This window comes from Paenibacillus radicis (ex Xue et al. 2023) (genome assembly GCF_024722015.1).
Taxonomy (GTDB): Bacteria; Bacillota; Bacilli; order Paenibacillales; family NBRC-103111; genus Paenibacillus_S.
In genome coordinates, this window is record NZ_JANQBD010000021.1 from 93,544 (window position 1) to 111,616 (window position 18,073).

General features: G+C 45.5%; 14 protein-coding genes. 13 read left to right on the top strand and 1 reads right to left on the bottom strand.

Annotated elements, in window-relative coordinates; all coding sequences use genetic code 11:
- Complete coding sequence (locus NV381_RS26045) at positions 1–420, top strand: acyl-CoA thioesterase (RefSeq protein ID WP_258216221.1); 420 nt, start codon at positions 1–3, stop codon at positions 418–420.
- A 224-nt stretch (positions 421–644) separates the two neighbouring features.
- Entirely contained in the window at positions 645–2,744 is a 2,100-nt protein-coding gene (locus NV381_RS26050) for an RNA degradosome polyphosphate kinase (protein WP_258216222.1), read from the top strand.
- Here the strand turns inward: NV381_RS26050 and NV381_RS26055 are convergent.
- Positions 2,732–4,252, bottom strand: coding sequence for a Ppx/GppA family phosphatase (locus NV381_RS26055; protein WP_258216223.1), 1,521 nt, complete (start codon positions 4,250–4,252; stop codon positions 2,732–2,734). The two genes, NV381_RS26050 and NV381_RS26055, sit on opposite strands and share 13 nt — an antisense overlap.
- 303 nt (positions 4,253–4,555) lie before the next feature.
- Between NV381_RS26055 and NV381_RS26060 the strand changes: the two genes are divergently transcribed.
- The 11 genes from NV381_RS26060 to NV381_RS26110 all read left to right on the top strand — a co-directional run bounded on the left by NV381_RS26060 (position 4,556) and on the right by NV381_RS26110 (position 18,072).
- Positions 4,556–4,783 (top strand): spore germination protein, encoded by a 228-nt coding sequence (locus tag NV381_RS26060; protein WP_258216224.1) that lies wholly within the window; start codon positions 4,556–4,558, stop codon positions 4,781–4,783.
- Between the two features lie 455 nt (positions 4,784–5,238).
- Positions 5,239–6,351 (top strand): citrate synthase, encoded by a 1,113-nt coding sequence (citZ, locus tag NV381_RS26065; protein WP_258216225.1) that lies wholly within the window; start codon positions 5,239–5,241, stop codon positions 6,349–6,351.
- A gap of 140 nt (positions 6,352–6,491) precedes the next feature.
- Positions 6,492–7,790: an NADP-dependent isocitrate dehydrogenase gene (gene icd / locus NV381_RS26070; RefSeq protein ID WP_258216226.1), complete on the top strand. Its 1,299-nt coding sequence runs from the start codon at positions 6,492–6,494 to the stop codon at positions 7,788–7,790.
- Between the two features lie 405 nt (positions 7,791–8,195).
- A complete protein-coding gene (mdh, locus tag NV381_RS26075) occupies positions 8,196–9,137 on the top strand; it encodes a malate dehydrogenase (protein WP_258216227.1) in 942 nt (313 codons plus the stop codon).
- 352 nt (positions 9,138–9,489) lie between these two features.
- Complete coding sequence (locus NV381_RS26080) at positions 9,490–9,843, top strand: hypothetical protein (RefSeq protein WP_258216228.1); 354 nt, start codon at positions 9,490–9,492, stop codon at positions 9,841–9,843.
- A gap of 253 nt (positions 9,844–10,096) precedes the next feature.
- A complete protein-coding gene (locus NV381_RS26085; RefSeq protein ID WP_258216229.1) occupies positions 10,097–11,440 on the top strand; it encodes an LLM class flavin-dependent oxidoreductase in 1,344 nt (447 codons plus the stop codon).
- Between the two features lie 83 nt (positions 11,441–11,523).
- Positions 11,524–12,600, top strand: a complete 1,077-nt coding sequence (locus NV381_RS26090; protein WP_258216230.1) for an LLM class flavin-dependent oxidoreductase — start codon at positions 11,524–11,526, stop codon at positions 12,598–12,600.
- Between the two features lie 285 nt (positions 12,601–12,885).
- Positions 12,886–13,776 (top strand): LysR family transcriptional regulator, encoded by an 891-nt coding sequence (locus NV381_RS26095; protein WP_258216231.1) that lies wholly within the window; start codon positions 12,886–12,888, stop codon positions 13,774–13,776.
- Between the two features lie 137 nt (positions 13,777–13,913).
- The gene (locus NV381_RS26100; protein ID WP_258216232.1) at positions 13,914–14,930 is read left to right on the top strand and encodes an LLM class flavin-dependent oxidoreductase; all 1,017 of its coding nucleotides are present in this window, start codon (positions 13,914–13,916) and stop codon (positions 14,928–14,930) included.
- Positions 14,931–14,962: 32 nt separating this feature from the next.
- Positions 14,963–16,345 (top strand): LLM class flavin-dependent oxidoreductase, encoded by a 1,383-nt coding sequence (locus NV381_RS26105; protein ID WP_258216280.1) that lies wholly within the window; start codon positions 14,963–14,965, stop codon positions 16,343–16,345.
- A gap of 68 nt (positions 16,346–16,413) precedes the next feature.
- Complete coding sequence (locus tag NV381_RS26110; protein ID WP_258216233.1) at positions 16,414–18,072, top strand: ABC transporter substrate-binding protein; 1,659 nt, start codon at positions 16,414–16,416, stop codon at positions 18,070–18,072.
- Position 18,073: the final 1 nt, after the last annotated feature.

Sequence of the window (18,073 nt, forward strand, 5' to 3'; positions counted from 1 at the left end):
GTGTCGTCTTCTTCATCACCATGGTTTGAGCATACAATAAGGGTTCGTTATCAAGAGACGGATCAAATGGGTGTCGTTTATCATGCGAATTATTTAAATTGGTTTGAAATAGGCCGGACTGAGTTAATTCGCACCCTTGGCATGCCTTATCATAAAATCGAAGAGCAGGGATTACTGCTGCCTTTAGTGGATGCGCAGATGCAGTTCAAGCTTCCGGCTAAATACGATGATTTGATAACCATATGTACAAGGATTGAAGAATATACACATTTGCGAGTGCATTTTAGTTCGGAAATTAGACGCGGAACCGAGCTGCTCGTTAGTGGGAGCACGCGGCATGTGTGGGTGAATCGGGATTGGAAGCCGACGCGTATCGACAAAGCGGCTCCTGAACTGTATAAATTACTGCAAATGCAATAAAATATTCAACGATAAGCTGCTTATAGAAAGAGATACTTACAAAGACATGAATGTATCTTAATCAAAAAAAGCTTTTCTCATCTTTACATACAATTTACAAACTTCACATCTTCTGATTACATTGTCGAACTACCATGAAGATAGATGAATGATAATAGATTAGCTCGCTTTTGTTTATTTCATTCGCGAAAACGGTCGAATCCTATGGAGGTTACGAGGACAATATGAAAGAGATGGCGCAAAGAGAAAGAGAAGCTTCATCAAACTATATCAATCGCGACTTGAGCTGGATCGAGTTTAACTGGCGGGTGCTTGAGGAAGCTCAGGATGCCGATACACCGTTGCTGGAAAGGGTCAAATTCCTTGCCATCGTTTCATCCAATTTGGATGAATTTATGAGCGTTCGTGTTGCTGGGGTCAAAGATCAGATTAAAGCCGGGTACGTGAAAAAGGATTTTACCGGCTACACACCGGCAGGTTTATTCAAACGTATCATGAAGCGGTCGGCCAAAATGGTAGCGGAACAATACAAATCATATCGTGACGTTACCAGGCAGCTGGCCAAAGAAGGCATTCTCTTTACGGATTACGAAGACCTCAATATGAATCAGCGCAAAGCGATGGATTCTTACTATCATGAAATCGTATTTCCAGTGCTGACCCCTATGGCAGTCGATCAGAGCCGTCCATTTCCCTTGGTACATACTCAAGCTGTATATTTAGCGGTAGTTCTGATGAAGGAAGGCGATGACCCGGAGGACGAGCCTTATTTTGCCATTGTTCAGGTTCCCTCCAATTTATCGCGTTGTATTGAGGTGCCTGCACGATCCAACAGCAAGAAGCATGAATTTGTCCTTCTGGAGGATTTAATTGAACAGCATATCCATACGTTGTTTTCCGGCTACACTCCTATTTCTGTACATGGCTTCAGATTGACGCGCAATGCCGATTTAACCTTGAATGAAGAAGGCGCGGAGGATCTGTTGGAGGAAATTGAGAAGGAGCTGCGCCGCCGGCGCTGGGGCTCTCCGGTCCGTCTGGAGGTGCAGAAGGGAATTCATCCGTATGCGCTCACTGTGCTTCAGGATGAATTCGAAATTATGGACAATATTTTTGAAATCGACGGTCCTTTGGATTTGACTTATTTTATGAAGCTGGCAGGCACTTTAAAAGGTTATGAGCAATTGAGGTATAAGCCGGTTGAGGCTGCTTATCCTCATGAATTGGCTGACACGGAAGATATTTTTAATAAGCTGAAGCATCAGGATGTACTGCTCTATCATCCTTATGAATCTTTTGATGCTGTAACTGATTTTATTTGCCAAGCGGCCTACGACAGTCAAGTTTTGGCTATCAAAATGACGTTGTATCGGGTTAGCGGAAATTCACCGTTGATTCAAGCTTTGGCAAGTGCTGCGGAGTCCGGCAAGCAGGTTACGGTTGTGGTTGAGCTGAAGGCGCGGTTTGACGAGGAGCGTAATATTGCTTGGGCCAGAAAGCTTGAGCAGGCTGGTTGCCATGTTGTATATGGTCTGGTTGGCTTGAAAACACATGCAAAAATCACATTGGTAGTGCGTCAGGAACAGGACGGATTGCGGCGTTATGTGCATGTAGGGACAGGCAATTATAATGACAGCACTGCGAGGCTGTATACAGATGTAGGTCTGTTCACATCCCATATGATCATTGGAGAGGATGCGTCTGCGCTCTTTAACGAAGTTACGGGTTATTCCGCACCGCATAATTGGAAGGCGTTTGGAGTCGCGCCCACAGACTTGAAGGATAAGCTGTTCGAGAAAATACGCCGTGAAGCCCAGCATGCCTTAGAGGGCAAGCCGGCTCATATTATTGCCAAGCTAAATTCCTTATCGAATCAACAGATGGTGGAGGAGCTGTACGAGGCTTCCAAAGCCGGAGTCAAGATAGATTTAATCATACGCGGTGTTTGCTGCTTGCGTCCGGGCGTACCGGGATTAAGCGAAAATATTCAGGTTATTAGCATAGTCGACAGGTTTTTGGAGCACTCGCGTATTTTATATTTCCAAAACGATCAAGAGCCAGAAGTGTATATTTCCAGTGCGGATTGGATGACGCGGAATTTAACTCGGAGAATTGAGCTTATTTGTCCAGTGTTTGACAAGCATCTTCAGGAAACGCTGATCCGGATACTTGAGCTAAGCTTGGGGGACAACGTCAAGGCACGCCTGCTGCAGTCGAGCGGCTTATATTCACGGATAGTCAATGAGAAGAAACCGCTGCGCAGCCAGTTTGAAGCAATGAAAATTAAATCATGGAAAAAGAAGCCGCAGCATCAAGAAGTATGAATAATCGGCTTCAAGCCCCAAATTTTGCTGAATTCCTTTTGTACAGATTCGGCCTCTCTTAATTCAAAAGAGGGGTCTTTTTTCAATTGAGCATGGATAAGTAAGCTTTTGGGATCAATATCGGCGGTGATCGACGATATTGATTGTGTTTCGGAAATATCCAAAGCTATTGCCAGTTGGAGAATCGTTCCGAGCTTTGTAATTACATCCAAATCGACATCGGACAGTATATCCTTATGCTGCAAACAAACCTGCTGGGCTTTGTTTTTGGTTTTATAGGAAGCGGCAGCTGCGCATACAAGAGTTTCTCTGTGAGATAGTCCGTCGAGCCGGGAATGGGCAATTAAATAAAAGGAATGCTTAACAAACTGATAATAATTTACAGCCACGCCGATACGGTGCAATAAGGCGGCAGCGCGCAATACTTGCAGGCTGCGACCGTCCAATTCATGTATGGCTTGCAGAGCATTAAACAGCACTGCAGCATTCGCTGTAACCTGCTCCAGATGGGCGACAGGGGCTGTGGAGTGAAGGGCCAGAAGGTTGCGTGTGCTATGCTCCAGAAGGCTCATGGAAGCAAAATGATCAGGTAAAAAAGTTTCAAGGAATAGCCCGTCGCGCAAGCCTGCGCCGCTAATTACATAATGGGTTGAGCCTGTTGCTTCGAACAAGGTTTGCAAAAGGATCATTCCAGGAACAATGATGTCGAATCGTTCTTTGGATAAGCCATCCACTTTCTTTCTCTTATCACTTGGGAGGGAGGACAGCCATTGCATCAGCTCATCCATATCCATGGAGGATATAGGGTAATTATGTGTAACCGGAAGTGAGTACTTTTGCCTTTTTTGATTGATCTTGCAAAGGCTGCGGATCGTTCCACCTAGCCCTATAAGAGGCAATCCGGGATGCATTTTAATCCACGGCTCGTTAGCAACGGCTTCTTGAACCATGTGGCGAATTTGTTTTAATTGCTCTTCGCTGCAATCACCGTTGGTAGCAAATCTGCGGCCTGTATTTACCGCACCAAATGGAAACGAGACACTTTTCAATCTTGTGCGGTTGCGGAATATCGTAACCTCTGTGCTCCCCCCACCAATATCGATAACGATTCCATCTGGAATATCCAATGAATGAATCATGCCAAGAAAACCGAGCCTTGCTTCGTCCTCGCCGGATAGAAGCTCAACTTGTATGCCGGACTCAATATGTAACGTTTGAATGATAGCTTGAGAATTAGCAGCATTACGTATGGCAGCTGTCGCCGCTGCACGAATTTCCGTCACCTGATTAGCATTACATATTTGTTTAAAATGCGATAAAATCCCGACAATAGCTTGAACATCGTCAGGCGGCAGAGTATTGTCAGGACCAATTCTTTGGCTTAACCGGGCGGATTGCTTGAATTCTCCAATAACTCTATAGGCATTTAGCGGATTTATTTCATAAATAACAAGACGTATGGAATTGGAACCGATATCAATGATGCCGATTCTGCGGCTGTTTGGCATAAGACTCCTCCATAGTGTGCACATTGTAGCGTATCGCTTTTAGTGAACATTAATTTTTTTTGGACATATAAGCACTATTTTACCACCTATTTCAGTGAGAGCAAAATTTCTAACAATAATTTAACAGTTTCAAATTGTAGGGAAAAAACTTCATTACAGGTATGACTCTCATAAACCTATGGGTTCTGTGTTATTTGTCTACTTTCCAGTCTTAGCATCCCTGGAGCTGAAGCGGAACGTTTGGGCGATAATTCCATAACATATTACATTAGCTTGTAAATTTGATGGAAGAGGTTTCAACCAATGCCCTCAATCGTCGGAAATATTAAGATTAATAGCGTTAGCCAAAGTTCAAACGTTCAAATCGGGGATACTGCTTGCATCGTGCTTTCAAGCTCCTCCAGAAACTATGGGGGTGCAGCAGCATTTTCTCCTGGTGATTCAATTGGGAGTGTTGCGAACAACGAGAACAGCAGCACAAACACAATTGATCCAAATCTTATAGAAGGCTCCAAAGCGAGCGTTATTTGAATAGGGAGCTGATTGCTATTGAACAAATAACTCTCTTTCCTCAAGGATTGAGAGTTTTTTTTTGTCTGGGGCATACGAATCACTAATTAGGTCCGCTGCGATTTCCAGCCTGCATTTTCCACACAATATGATTCATTCACCATGATTTATTAGGGTTCATTAAGCGGATAATGGAAAGAATAAGCCCGTAGCATCGAGTGTCTGGAGTCAATCTTAATATTAAGGGATAGCATAAGTTTATTGTGCTGATAATGAATTTTTATGTCTTGTTTTGTTCACATTGTTTGCCAAATCAATTATAGTAGAGTAATAAACATTCGACCTTGGGTAAAATGAATGATACCGTAACGAATGTATTTCTTCGAAAAGGACTTCGATCAGGAGTTTTTCTTGTGAACAGTAATTTATGATATAGTAGTTATTATACGAACATGTAAAGTAAAGGAGAGATTGTTTTGACTGCTACTAAAGGTTTAGAAGGCATTGTTGCTACAACGTCCTCGATCAGCTCCATTATTGACGGTGTTTTAACTTACCGCGGCTATGATATTGATGATTTGGCTGAAAATGCGACATTTGAAGAGGTAGCTTATTTGCTATGGTATGGCAAGCTGCCTAACCGTTCCGAATTGGCTCAATTGGTTAAAGATCTAAATCAATATGCAGCTGTACCAAGTCAAGTGATCGATCAAATCAGAACGTATCCTAAGGATACGAATTCGATGGCTGCACTTCGTACGGCTGTTTCCAGTCTGGCCTTGTATGACGAAGAAGCTAACGATATGTCGCCGGAATCCAACCTGCGCAAAGCGATTAAATTGCAAGCTCAAATTCCTACTATCATTGCTGCATTTGCTCGTATTCGTGAAGGCAAAGAGCCGATTGCTCCTAAGCAAAGCGATTCCGTTGCCGAGAATTTCCTATACATGCTGATTGGCAAAGACCCGGATAAAGTGGCAATCGAAGCATTGGATAAAGCTTTGGTGCTGCATGCAGACCACGAATTGAACGCATCAACTTTCGCGGCTCGCGTTACTGTAGCTACATTGTCCGACATTTATTCCGGCGTAACTTCTGCTATCGGAGCTCTTAAAGGACCATTACATGGCGGTGCGAATGAAGCGGTTATGGCTATGCTTGAGGATATCGGTACTTTTGAAAAAGCAGAGGCCTATGTCAACGAGAAGCTGGCTAATAAAGAAAAAATTATGGGCTTTGGTCACCGTGTATACAAAAACGGCGATCCACGTGCCAAGCATTTGCAAAAAATGTCCGAACAGTTGGGCAAAATTACAGGTAATATGAACTGGTATAATATGTCAATTAAGATCGAAGAAATCGTAACCGGACAAAAAGGCTTAAAGCCAAATGTGGACTTTTACTCCGCTTCCGTTTATACTTCTCTGGAGATTCCTCGTGATTTATTCACACCGATTTTTGCGGTAAGCCGTACATCCGGATGGACAGCTCACATTCTTGAGCAGTTCGAGAACAATCGTTTGATCCGTCCTCGCGCTGAGTACACAGGTCTTTCCAACCAAAAATATGTTCCGATTGATAATCGTTAATCGATTTCAATAAAGTCTACTGCAACCAACGGGTTGTTACAGCGTGATCCAAGTCTGGTTCTTTTGAACTGGACAAGCGCCGTGGCTCCCGTTCAATTTTGTGTTTATACTTTCCCAATTTTAAGGAGGCAAACGAAATCATGACTCAATTCGAAAACTTTAGCGCACCTACTGAAGGCGAAAAAATTACTATCACGGACGGCAAGCTAAACGTACCTAACAACCCTATCATTCCTTTTATTGAAGGCGACGGAACAGGTCCTGACATCTGGGCAGCTTCCAAACGCGTATTGGATGCAGCTGTAGAAAAAGCATACAAAGGCGAAAAGAAAATCGCTTGGTACGAAGTATATGCCGGCGAAAAAGCTTTTAATAAATACAACAGCTGGTTGCCAAATGACACTTTGACAGCTATTCGTGAATACATCGTAGCTATCAAAGGTCCTTTGACAACTCCAATCGGCGGCGGTATCCGTTCTTTGAACGTAGCACTTCGTCAAGAGCTTGACCTGTATGTATGCTCTCGTCCAGTTCGTTATTTCAACGGCGTACCATCCCCTGTTAAACGTCCTGAGCTTGTTGACATGGTTATTTTCCGTGAAAATACAGAAGATATCTATGCAGGTATCGAGTGGGAAGCTGGTTCCGCTGAAGTTAAGAAAGTGATCGATTTCTTGCAAAATGAAATGGGCGTTAAGAAAATCCGTTTCCCTGAAACTTCCGGTATCGGTGTTAAGCCTGTTTCCTCCGAAGGTACTGAGCGTTTGGTTCGCGCTGCAATCGAGTACGCAATCAAGCACAACCGTAAAACATTGACTCTGGTACACAAAGGCAACATCATGAAATTTACTGAAGGTGCATTCAAGAACTGGGGTTATGAGCTGGCTGAAAGAGAATTCGGCGATAAAACTTTCACTTGGGCACAATACGATAGAATCAAAGCTGAGCAAGGTACAGATGCTGCAAATCAAGCACAAAAAGATGCTGAAGCAGCTGGCAAAGTTATCGTAAAAGACGCTATCGCGGATATCGCGTTGCAGCAAGTTTTGACTCGTCCTACTGATTTCGACGTTATCGCTACATTGAACCTGAACGGCGACTACTTGTCCGATGCATTGGCTGCACAAGTTGGCGGTATTGGTATTGCTCCTGGAGCAAATATTAACTATGTAACTGGACACGCGATCTTCGAAGCTACTCATGGTACTGCTCCTAAGTATGCTGGCTTGGACGTAGTAAACCCAGGTTCCGTAATCTTGTCCGGCGTTATGATGCTTGAGCACCTGGGCTGGTTGGAAGCTGTTGAGTTGATCTACAAAGGTATGGAAACATCGATCAACAACAAAACCGTTACTTATGACTTTGCACGTTTGATGGAAGGCGCTACTGAAGTAAAATGCTCCGAGTTCGCTGACCAAATCATCAAGCATATGGCGTAATACATCCCTTAAATCCCCCTTAGTGAGGGGGAGACCCTAGAGGTTTTGCCTCCTGGACCACGAAGGTTGTCTGTGGCGGGAGTGAGGAGCTTCGATGGGACTTGGGGAACGTGGAGCGCGTACGTCAGCGAGAGCTTGAGGCTAACGCCCAAGCGTCTCGCTGACACGCTTTTAGCGTGTATGTGAAATTGGTTCGAAGTTAGCTGTGAGTAGAAAGCAACGCGTACGTCAGCGAGAGCACACTCAACCGAGTGAAAGGTTGCTTTTACAATTTTTCAAAAAGAGTGATAAGGATTCGGGAAATGTGTAAGAACACACTTTCAACAACGGCCGGAGGCACATCCCTAAACCTGGTTAGCTCACTTTTTGAATCTTTAGAAACTACATTTCAGGAGGTAATTAATCATGGCAATCGCACGTAAAAAGATAACTGTTGTCGGAGCTGGTTTTACTGGAGCGACTACTGCATTTCTAGCAGCTCAAAAAGAATTGGGAGACGTTGTATTGCTGGACATCCCACAGCTGGAAAATCCTACAAAAGGTAAAGCTTTGGACATGCTGGAAGCTTCGCCTGTTCAAGGATTCGACAGCAACATCGTTGGTACTTCCAACTACGACGATACAGCTAACTCCGATATCGTTATCATCACAGCAGGTATCGCTCGTAAACCGGGTATGAGCCGTGATGATCTCGTTAACACGAATGCAGGCATCGTAAGATCCGTTTGCGAAAACGTAAAAAGAACGAGCCCTAACTCCATTGTAATCATTTTGAGCAACCCGGTTGATGCTATGACTTATGTGGCTTACCAAGCTTTGGGTTTCCCAAAAGAACGCGTAATCGGCCAATCCGGCGTATTGGATACAGCACGTTATTGCACATTTATCGCTCAAGAGTTGAACGTATCTGTTGAAGATGTGCGCGGCTTCGTATTGGGCGGTCATGGTGATGACATGGTTCCTTTGGTACGTTACTCCAATGTTGGCGGTATTCCAATCGAGAAATTGATTCCTGCTGATCGCATCGAAGCTATTGTACAACGTACTCGTACAGGCGGCGGCGAAATCGTTAACCTGTTGGGCAACGGCAGCGCATACTATGCACCTGCAGCATCCCTTGTTCAAATGGCTGAAGCTATCATCAAGGACAAGAAGCGTATTATCCCTGCTATCGCATTGCTTCAAGGCGAATATGGCTATGACAACTTGTTCATGGGCGTACCTACATTGTTGGGCGGCGAAGGCATCGAGAAAATTTTCGAATTGGAGCTTCTGCCTGAAGAGAAGACTGCTCTTGATAAATCCGCTGATTCCGTTCGCAACGTGATCAAAGTGGTATCTGCTTAATCCTGTAAATAGATCTTTACATAAACCAGTGAGGCCTTTGAGGCTGATCTGGTTTTTTTGCGTTTAACTTGCTCAATGATCAGAAGGGTTTGTGGGTAGCATCGAAGCGAAGCGCGAAGCAACCTGGAGTTCTGTAGGAAAGTTGCAGCTGATCGACGGTCATGCAGCGCCACACCGCGTGCAGAATCGCTGCGCGCGGTGCGAAACGGAACAGACATTTCCGTTATTTTGTTTACCGCATCCAATTCGAGGCTATAGCGGAAGTCGGGATTCCGTTATTTCGGATGAATAGGCGCAATATGCCCAAAAACAGAGAGATAACGGAACTAGCCGTTCCGTTGTCTCTCTGTTTTTGGGCTTTCCGGGCGATAAAGGAACAACGCTTCCGCTATTATCGTTCGCTTCCGGGATGCTGCGTGGTGTTCGGCTGGTCGCCATGCGGCGCCGGGCCGCACCACGCGCTGGAGTGTTGCGTGGTGCGAAACGGAACAGTGATTTCCGTTATTTTGTCTGCCGCTTCCAATTCGAGGCTATAGCGGAAGTCGGGATTCCGTTATTTCGGATGAATAGGCGCAATATGCCCAAAAACAGAGAGATAACGGAACTAGCCGTTCCGTTGTCTCTCTGTTTTTGGGATTTTCCGGGCGATAAAGGAACAACGCTTCCGCTATTATCGTTCGCTTCCGGGATGCTGCGTGGTGTTTGACCGGTCGCCATGCAGCGCCGGGCCGCACCACGCGCTGGAGTGTTGCACGTGGTACAGCACTGACCGCTCTTCTTAGAAGCTCCCCACGCTGATGTACAGCTTTCGTTCTGAAAATGTCACATGGATCAGATTTTTATATTTTTAAATAGAAAATGTCTATTAGACTAACTGTGAGAGATAAAGTAAGATTTAAATTAATTCCTATATGAATAATTGGTATTAACGAATAAACTATAAGCTAAGGAGTGCGAATATGTCTAAACGACGAATGTTGAAGCTTGGTGCAAATATTAATGGTGTTGGTAATAGTATGTCCTATTGGAAGCATCCACAGGTGTCAACCGAAGCGAGTGTTGATTTTGAGTTCTATAGGCAGCAGGCATTAATTGCGGAGGCAGGAAAATTCGATCTTCTTTTTATTGCGGATGGCCTCTATATAAATGAAAAATCCAACCCCCATTTTTTAAACAGGTTCGAGCCGCTTACTATATTGTCTGCTTTAAGCGCAGTCACTTCCAAGATTGGCCTTGTAGCAACGCTTTCCTCATCCTATAGCGAGCCTTTTACGGTTGCGCGCCAGTTTGGTTCACTTGATAAATTAAGCGGAGGCAGGGCGGGATGGAACGTTGTGACCTCACCACTTGAAGGCTCAGCGAAAAATTTCAGTAAGGATGAGCATCCATCTCACTCTTTACGCTATCAAATAGCGGAGGAATTTCTGGAGGTTGTAAAAGGGCTGTGGGACTCATGGGAAGACGATGCTTTTGTAGCAGATAAAAAGAGCGGCGTGTTTTTTAATTCGGAGAAAATGCATCGGTTGAATCATCAAGGGCAATTCTTTTCTGTGCAAGGACCACTTAATATCGCCCGCTCCAAGCAAGGCTATCCAGTCGTTTTCCAAGCCGGTTCATCTGAATCGGGCAAGGAGTTAGCAGCGAAATCGGCGGATGCCGTTTATACCGGACATGATTCTATTGAGGAAGCGAAGCTTTTTTACCGGGATGTCAAATCCAGAGCTAAATTGTATGGGCGTTCCGCAGAGGATATCCTTATTTTCCCAGGCATCGGACCGATTGTTGGACGTACGGATGAGGAAGTCGAGCGCAAATATAAGGAGGTGGCAGAGCTAGTCACTATTGAAAGTGCACTTGATTATTTGGGCCGATACTTCGAGCATTTCGATTTCTCCCAATATCCTCTTGATGAACCGTTTCCTGATCTAGGGGAGTTCGGAAGCAACAGCTTTCGCAGTACAACTGACCGAATAAAAAAAGAAGCGAAAGAGCAAAACCTGACACTGCGCCAGGTTGCCATTCGTGCATCAACGCCAAGGGGCGCATTTATGGGCACACCGGAGAAGATCGCTGACCTGATCCAGCAATGGTTCGAGGAGGAAGCCGCCGATGGCTTTAATATTCGCACCGTGGTGCCGGGGGGATTATCTGATTTTGTTGAGCTAGTCGTGCCTATATTGCAAGAACGCGGCCTCTTTAGAACGGAATATGAGCATAATACTTTGCGAGAAAATTTAGGACTCACCATTCCGGTGAACCGCTATGCCGCAGAGTCGAAACGAGCACTGGAGCCTACGCAATAATGGGAATGCCTCCCATGAATAGGCACGGCTTCGAATATGGAATTCACCGAAAACAGAACTTTTGACGAGGGGGCCCATGCAAGATGAAATTCGCATTGTTTAGCCTAATGATGAATTTACCCAATGCTGTGACGGGTGAAGCTTTGAACACGCAGCAAAAGTTTGAGAACGTTCTGAAGCAGGCGATTCTTGCTGAACGGCTGGGATTTGAGGCATATGGTGTAGGCGAGCGGCATGGAGAGCCTTTCTTGTCTTCCTCGCCACCGGTTGTCCTGAGTGCTATCGCCGCGAGAACCTCCAGGATTCGGCTGTTAACGACGGTTACAGTTTTAAGTGTGCTGGACCCTGTCCGTGTTGCTGAGGACTATGCGACTCTTGATCATCTCTCAGGCGGACGCATTGAGCTGATCATTGGCAAAGGAAATGATCCGCGTCACTATCCGCTATTTGGGATTTCAGAGGAGGAGCAGTGGGAATCGCTCGCTGAGCGGTACGCTCTTCTCAAGCGTTTGTGGAATGAGGAAAATGTCACATGGCAGGGGCGTTATCGCTCGCCGCTGGATAATGTAACGACACAGCCTAGGCCTTTTCAGCTGCCTATCCCCGTGTGGCACGGCAGTGCATCAAGCACCTTATCAACCGAGCTGGCCGCCAAATATGGAGAGCCTATCTTCTCATCGAATACTTTTCACCCGCAGGCCAAATATAAAGCGTTAATCGATCATTATCGGGAACGTTTGGAGCATTATGGACATGACCCTGCGAAGGCGCTCGTCGGATCGGGTGCGGGCAGCTTATACCTGGCTAATACCAAGGAAGAAGCAATCAATCGCTTCCGGCCTTACTACAATGCTTTTCAATCTACAGCATCAGCCAAGCACAACCATACGCCTTTCAAAAATCTGGAGGATAACATAGAGAACGGTCCCATTCTGGTAGGCAGCCCTGAGAGCGTGATTGAGAAGATTTTGAACTATCATTCCGCTTATGGGCATCAGGTGCTTAGTATCAGCGTGGATGGGTTGACGGAATCGGAGCAGCTGGAGCAGGTCGAACGGTTTGCTTCCGAAGTTGCCCCCGTACTGCGGCGGTTTATTCCAAGCACGGTGTGGGACAATAAATCATCCGCTTTAACGCAAGGTTTGATTGCCAATTTTTAATGGTGATTAAGGGCTTGTTTACCCTATGATTGCCTTTAAAGATACATTAAAGCTGCGGCTGTCTGCAGCTTTTTTGAGTTAATGACAGAAGAATAAGAGCATTGACATAACAGTTGTGGTGGTCTATATTTAAAATATACTAAACATATCGGAATAATCAATTATCTACCGGATTACCAGGAGATACATCATTCCTCTTTTTGAGGCGGGTGTATCTCTATTTGTTTTCGGGGCACAGCAGGATTGTTGAGGAGATGAAATTTTCATAAGAAAAGGGATGATGGAATGAATATTGATAATCTGGAAGCTTTCGTGTATGTAATCCATTTCAACAGCTTCAATAAAGCTGCCGACGCTTTATTTCTATCCCAACCATCGATTTCAGCCCGAATTCAATCATTGGAAAGAGAATTAAATGCACTGCTTTTTGACAGAGAAGGCAAGCATTTCAGCTTAACGGATAAAGGAAAACAGTTTCTGCCCTACGCCCAGCAAATTTTGCAATCTTATAAAAAGGGTAAGCAGCAGCTGCAGCATAAGAGTTCTTCGCTTGATGAGTTGAGAATTGGATGTACGGTATCCGTATCGAATTATTTGATTCCCGAAATACTTCCTTTGCTGAAAGAGCAGGTACCTGATGTTCAAATAAAACTGACCACCGCTCCATCCGAGACTTTATTAGAAAAATTGTTAAGCAAAGAGATCGACTTAGGACTTGTTCGTAACATTGCTCATCCCCATATCCATTCCGTTAAGTTTTATGAGGATCCTATCCGTCTTTTTGTACGTCAGGAGCATGCGTTCGCAAGGATGGATGCTGTGACTGTAGAGGATGTTGTTAATGAGCCATTGGTATTTTTTGAATGCGGCTCTCTGGACTGGATGAAAATTCACAGGCTGTTCGATTCGCTGCACCTCCCCCCTAATATTGTGTACCATATCGATAATTTGGAAACAGCCAAAAAGCTGGTGCTCAAGGGAGTAGGTATCAGCTTTCTTCCCGAGCTCTGTGTTCAAAAGGAGGTTCAGGATAACCTGCTGGTTCCTATCGAGCTTCCGACTTTAAATAGTCTCTCACTTCGTACCAACCTGATCTCGCTGAACGGGGAAAGCTTGCATTGGCATAAATTGTTTCAGGAAACGGTTAAAGGAATAAATTTCAAATCATGCTTCTAATAGAATTATTAAATTAATGGATAGAAAGAACCTATTATCCGACCGATTGACGGTGTCTAGAGGCGGTGTTACAGTTTTAATAAGAGTTAATACCAACAAAACCTATAGGAAATAATTTAATTGGGAGCGTGTAAATAATGGGACTCCGGCTAAGCATCTTGGATCAAAGCCCGATTGGAGAGAAGGAAACGGCCAGCGAGGCATTTCAGAATACGGTTAAGCTTGCGCAGAAGGCGGAGGAACTGGGCTATTACCGTTTCTGGGTATCCGAGCATCACGATTCGGATAGACTGGCCGGTTCCTCGCCGGAGGTGCTGATTTCTTACTTATTGGCCAAAACCAAAAAGATTCGTGTAGGATCGGGCGGTGTGATGCTGCAGCATTATAGCCCTTATAAGGTGGCAGAGAACTTTAATGTTCTTGCTTCTCTCGAACCAGGACGTGTCGACCTTGGTATAGGCAGAGCGCCTGGAGGCTTACCGCGTTCGACCAGAGCGCTGCAACAGGATGCTTATGGGAACAGCAAGTCGTTGGGAGAAAAGCTTGTGGAATTGAAGCAATTTCTAGCTAACGAGCTGGACGTTAATGATCCGCTTCACGGTGTGAGAGCAACGCCATTTCCGCAGAAAGCAGCCGACTTGTATTTGCTTGGAGCCAGTATAGAGAGCGCTGGGCTGGCGGCTAGTCTAGGAATCCCTTATGTATTCTCACAGTCGATCAACTGTGAGGAAAGGACTATAAGCGAAGCCTTTGAGCTCTACCGTTCGCAGTTCCAGCCAGGGAACTTGAAGCAGCCCCAAGCTATTCTCGCTTTATCTGTCATCTTGACTAATACAGACGAAGAAGCGGAGCAACTGGCCGCAGCTAATTCGAAGATTTTCAAAATTCGGTTGGAAAGCGGACGGACGTTGACGGTGAGAAGCATAGAGCAGATAGAGGAATACGGGCGGCAAACAACGGAGCCTTATACGATTGAGGAAACGAAGGCCAATATCATTTACGGTTCCAAAGAAACAGTCCGTCAGAAGCTGATCGCCATTCAGCACAAATATCAAATTGACGAGCTTATTATTAGTGTTGCATTACCTGAATTTGCAAAACGGCTTTATGCTTATGTACTGCTGCAGGAAGCTTTTTCAGAGCTGACCGTTTAGTAGTCACTATATAACATTGGGAGGGGATTACCATTACACAGCAAAGAAAGTTGAAAATTGGCGCGATGCTGCACGGAGCGGGCGGGCATATGGCGGCTTGGAGACATCCTGAAGCCGTTGCTGATGCAAGTGTAAACTTTGAATTTTATAAGCAGCTTGTTCAGAAGGCTGAGGCGGGTAAGCTCGATTTGGTTTTTGTGGCAGACGGCTTGTATATTAACGAAATTTCGCATCCGAATTTTTTGAACCGGTTTGAGCCGGTTGCGGTTTTATCGGCTTTGGCTGGAGTAAGCTCACACATTGGCCTTGTTGGAACACTCTCCACCTCTTACAGTGAGCCGTATACGGTTGCCAGACAGTTCGCAACGATCGATATGATCAGTGGCGGTCGTGCGGGCTGGAATGCGGTAACTTCTCCTTTGGAGGGCTCGGCTTTAAACTACAGTAAAACAGAGCATCCGTCACATGAGCTGCGTTATCGAATCGCCGAAGAGTATTTGCAGATAGCAAAAGGGCTGTGGGATTCATGGGAGGATGATGCTTTTGTACGCGATAAGGAATCCGGTCAATTTATAGATCCTTCTAAAATGCATCGTTTAAACCATAAGGGCGAGTTTTATTCGGTACAGGGTCCACTTAATATTGCCAGATCGAGGCAGGGGCAGCCTCTAATTTTTCAAGCGGGATCGTCAGATGCAGGCAAAGATTTGGCAGCCAAAGAGGCAGATGCGGTATTTACCGGGCACGAAACGATAGAAGAAGCTAAGAGCTTTTATCAGGATGTGAAAAGGAGAGCCGTGAAATTCGGACGTTCGGCAGGCGATGTATTGATATTCCCGGGCATTAGCCCGATTGTAGGTTCTACTGAGGAAGAGGCCAAAGCGAAGTACGAGCAAATTGCCAATCTTGTTGATATTAATGTTGCCTTACATTACTTGGGGCGGTTTTTTGACCATTTTGATTTTAAACAGTTCCCTCTGGACGAACCCTTGCCCGATCTCGGAGATTTGGGAAGTGAAGGCTTTAAGAGCACAAGCGAGCGCATTAAAAAAATGGCAAAAGACGAAAATCTGACATTGCGGCAGCTGGCGCTTAGAGTCACTTCGCCGAGAAGCGGTTTTACAGGAACGCCTGTACAAATAGCGGATACGATACAGCGCTGGTTCGAAGAGGGGGCAGCTGACGGATTTATGATCGGGAGTGCTGTGCTTCCAACGGGGCTAAATGATTTTGTTGATCATGTCGTTCCTATCTTACAAGAACGAGGCTTGTTCCGGACTGACTATGAGCATGATACTTTGCGAGGCAATCTGGGGCTTCCGTTCCCGGAAAACCGTTACACTTTGGCAAGATCGAATAAAGAGGCGGCCGTTGAGACAGTAGCTGATGCAATCGCTGATGCTGTCGGCAAATAAGCAGCTGAAGAATCTGCGTAAGAATAGAACTCATTTTTAAACATTTATATAGGGACGGGGGGCTTCCAATGAGGGGCAATTTATTGAAAAGGTTGACGATATTTACAACGCTGATGCTGGTTGCAGCAGGCTGCTCAGGAGATAAGAGTAATGTAGCTCCGACTGCAGCACAGGGGGCCAATCAGCAGGAGGCCGTCACCAAGGGCGGTGAGCTGACATTTGGCGTGGCTGCATCGCCGGGAGGGCTTGACCCCAATGTGTTTCCAGGTGCCGGGGATTACCGAATTATGCGGTCAATCTTTGACAGCTTGATCGTTCAGATGCCGGATCAGACATTCAAGCCATGGCTGGCTACGGAATGGACCGTTTCACCGGATGCCAAAAGCTACACCTTTAAGCTGCGTAAAGACGTGAAATTCCATGACGGAACCCCATTTAATGCGGCTGCTGTTAAATACAATTTTGACCGGATTGTGAATCCCGACACGAAGTCGAGGTTTGCCGTAACGTTAATCGGACCGTATGAATCTTCAGAAGTGATAGACGAGTTTACAGTAAAGGTGAATTTGAAATCGCCGTACAGCGCTTTTTTGAGCAGCTTGAGCCAAGCGTTCCTTGGTATTGTTTCTCCGGCGGCCGCTCAGAAATATGGCGAGAATCTCGCCAAAAATCCAGTCGGTACAGGACCGTTTAAATTTGTTAGCTGGGTTGAAAATGCAGCGATTACGCTTGATAGAAACCCGGATTACAACTGGGGTCCGCCAATAGCGCAAAACAAGGGTGCCGCCTACATCGACAAGCTGACGTTCAAAATCATTCCGGAGGAAGCAACCAGGATCGGTTCCGTGCAGAGCGGGCAAATTTCTGCGGTAGAAACGGTGCCGCCTCAGAATCTGATTTCGCTCAAAAATGATCCGAACATTACTTTAATAGAAGCAGAATCGGCCGGCATTCCTTTCACTTTGATGCTCAATCAGGACCACGCTCCATGGAATGAGCTGAAAGCGAGAAAAGCGGTGCAGTTGGCTATAGACGTCGACACGATCGTAAAAACACTTTATCTGGGTACTTATAAGCGGGCATGGTCGCCTCTTACGCCTTCTGTACTTGGCTATAATACTTCACTTGAAAATTCAATTAAGCCGGATATCCCCAAAGCGAATCAGCTGCTTGACGAGTTGGGATGGGTGCGCGGAGCTGATGGGATACGGGCGAAGAATGGGAAGCCGTTGAGCCTGTATTTCGTGACAAGCACGCCAAACCGCGAGAAACGTAATGATATAGCAGCGATGATCCAGCAGCAGCTTAAGCAGGTGGGGATCCAAGTTAATGTTGAAATTACGACCAGTACGAATGCCCAAACAATCGTCATGGACAAAGGAACTAATGATTTGTACGGAGTCAGCAATGTGACGGGTGATCCTGATATTCTGCGCAGCTTTTTCCATACTAATGCGATACCAAAGGAAGGCCGTTGGGGGCATAATCATACCCATCTGTCCGATCCGCAGCTTGATAAATGGTTGGAAGAAGGTCTGAAGGAGCAGGACCCTCAAAAGCGGAGCGAAGTTTACAAAAAAATTCAAAGCTATGTAGTGGAAAATGCTATCGGATTTCCCATATATATATTCCCTTACACGGTGGCCTCGGCAAAAACGGCCAAAGGCTTGAAATTTGACGCACTAGGCTACCCGCTGTTCTATGATGCATATGTGGTGAAAAAATAAG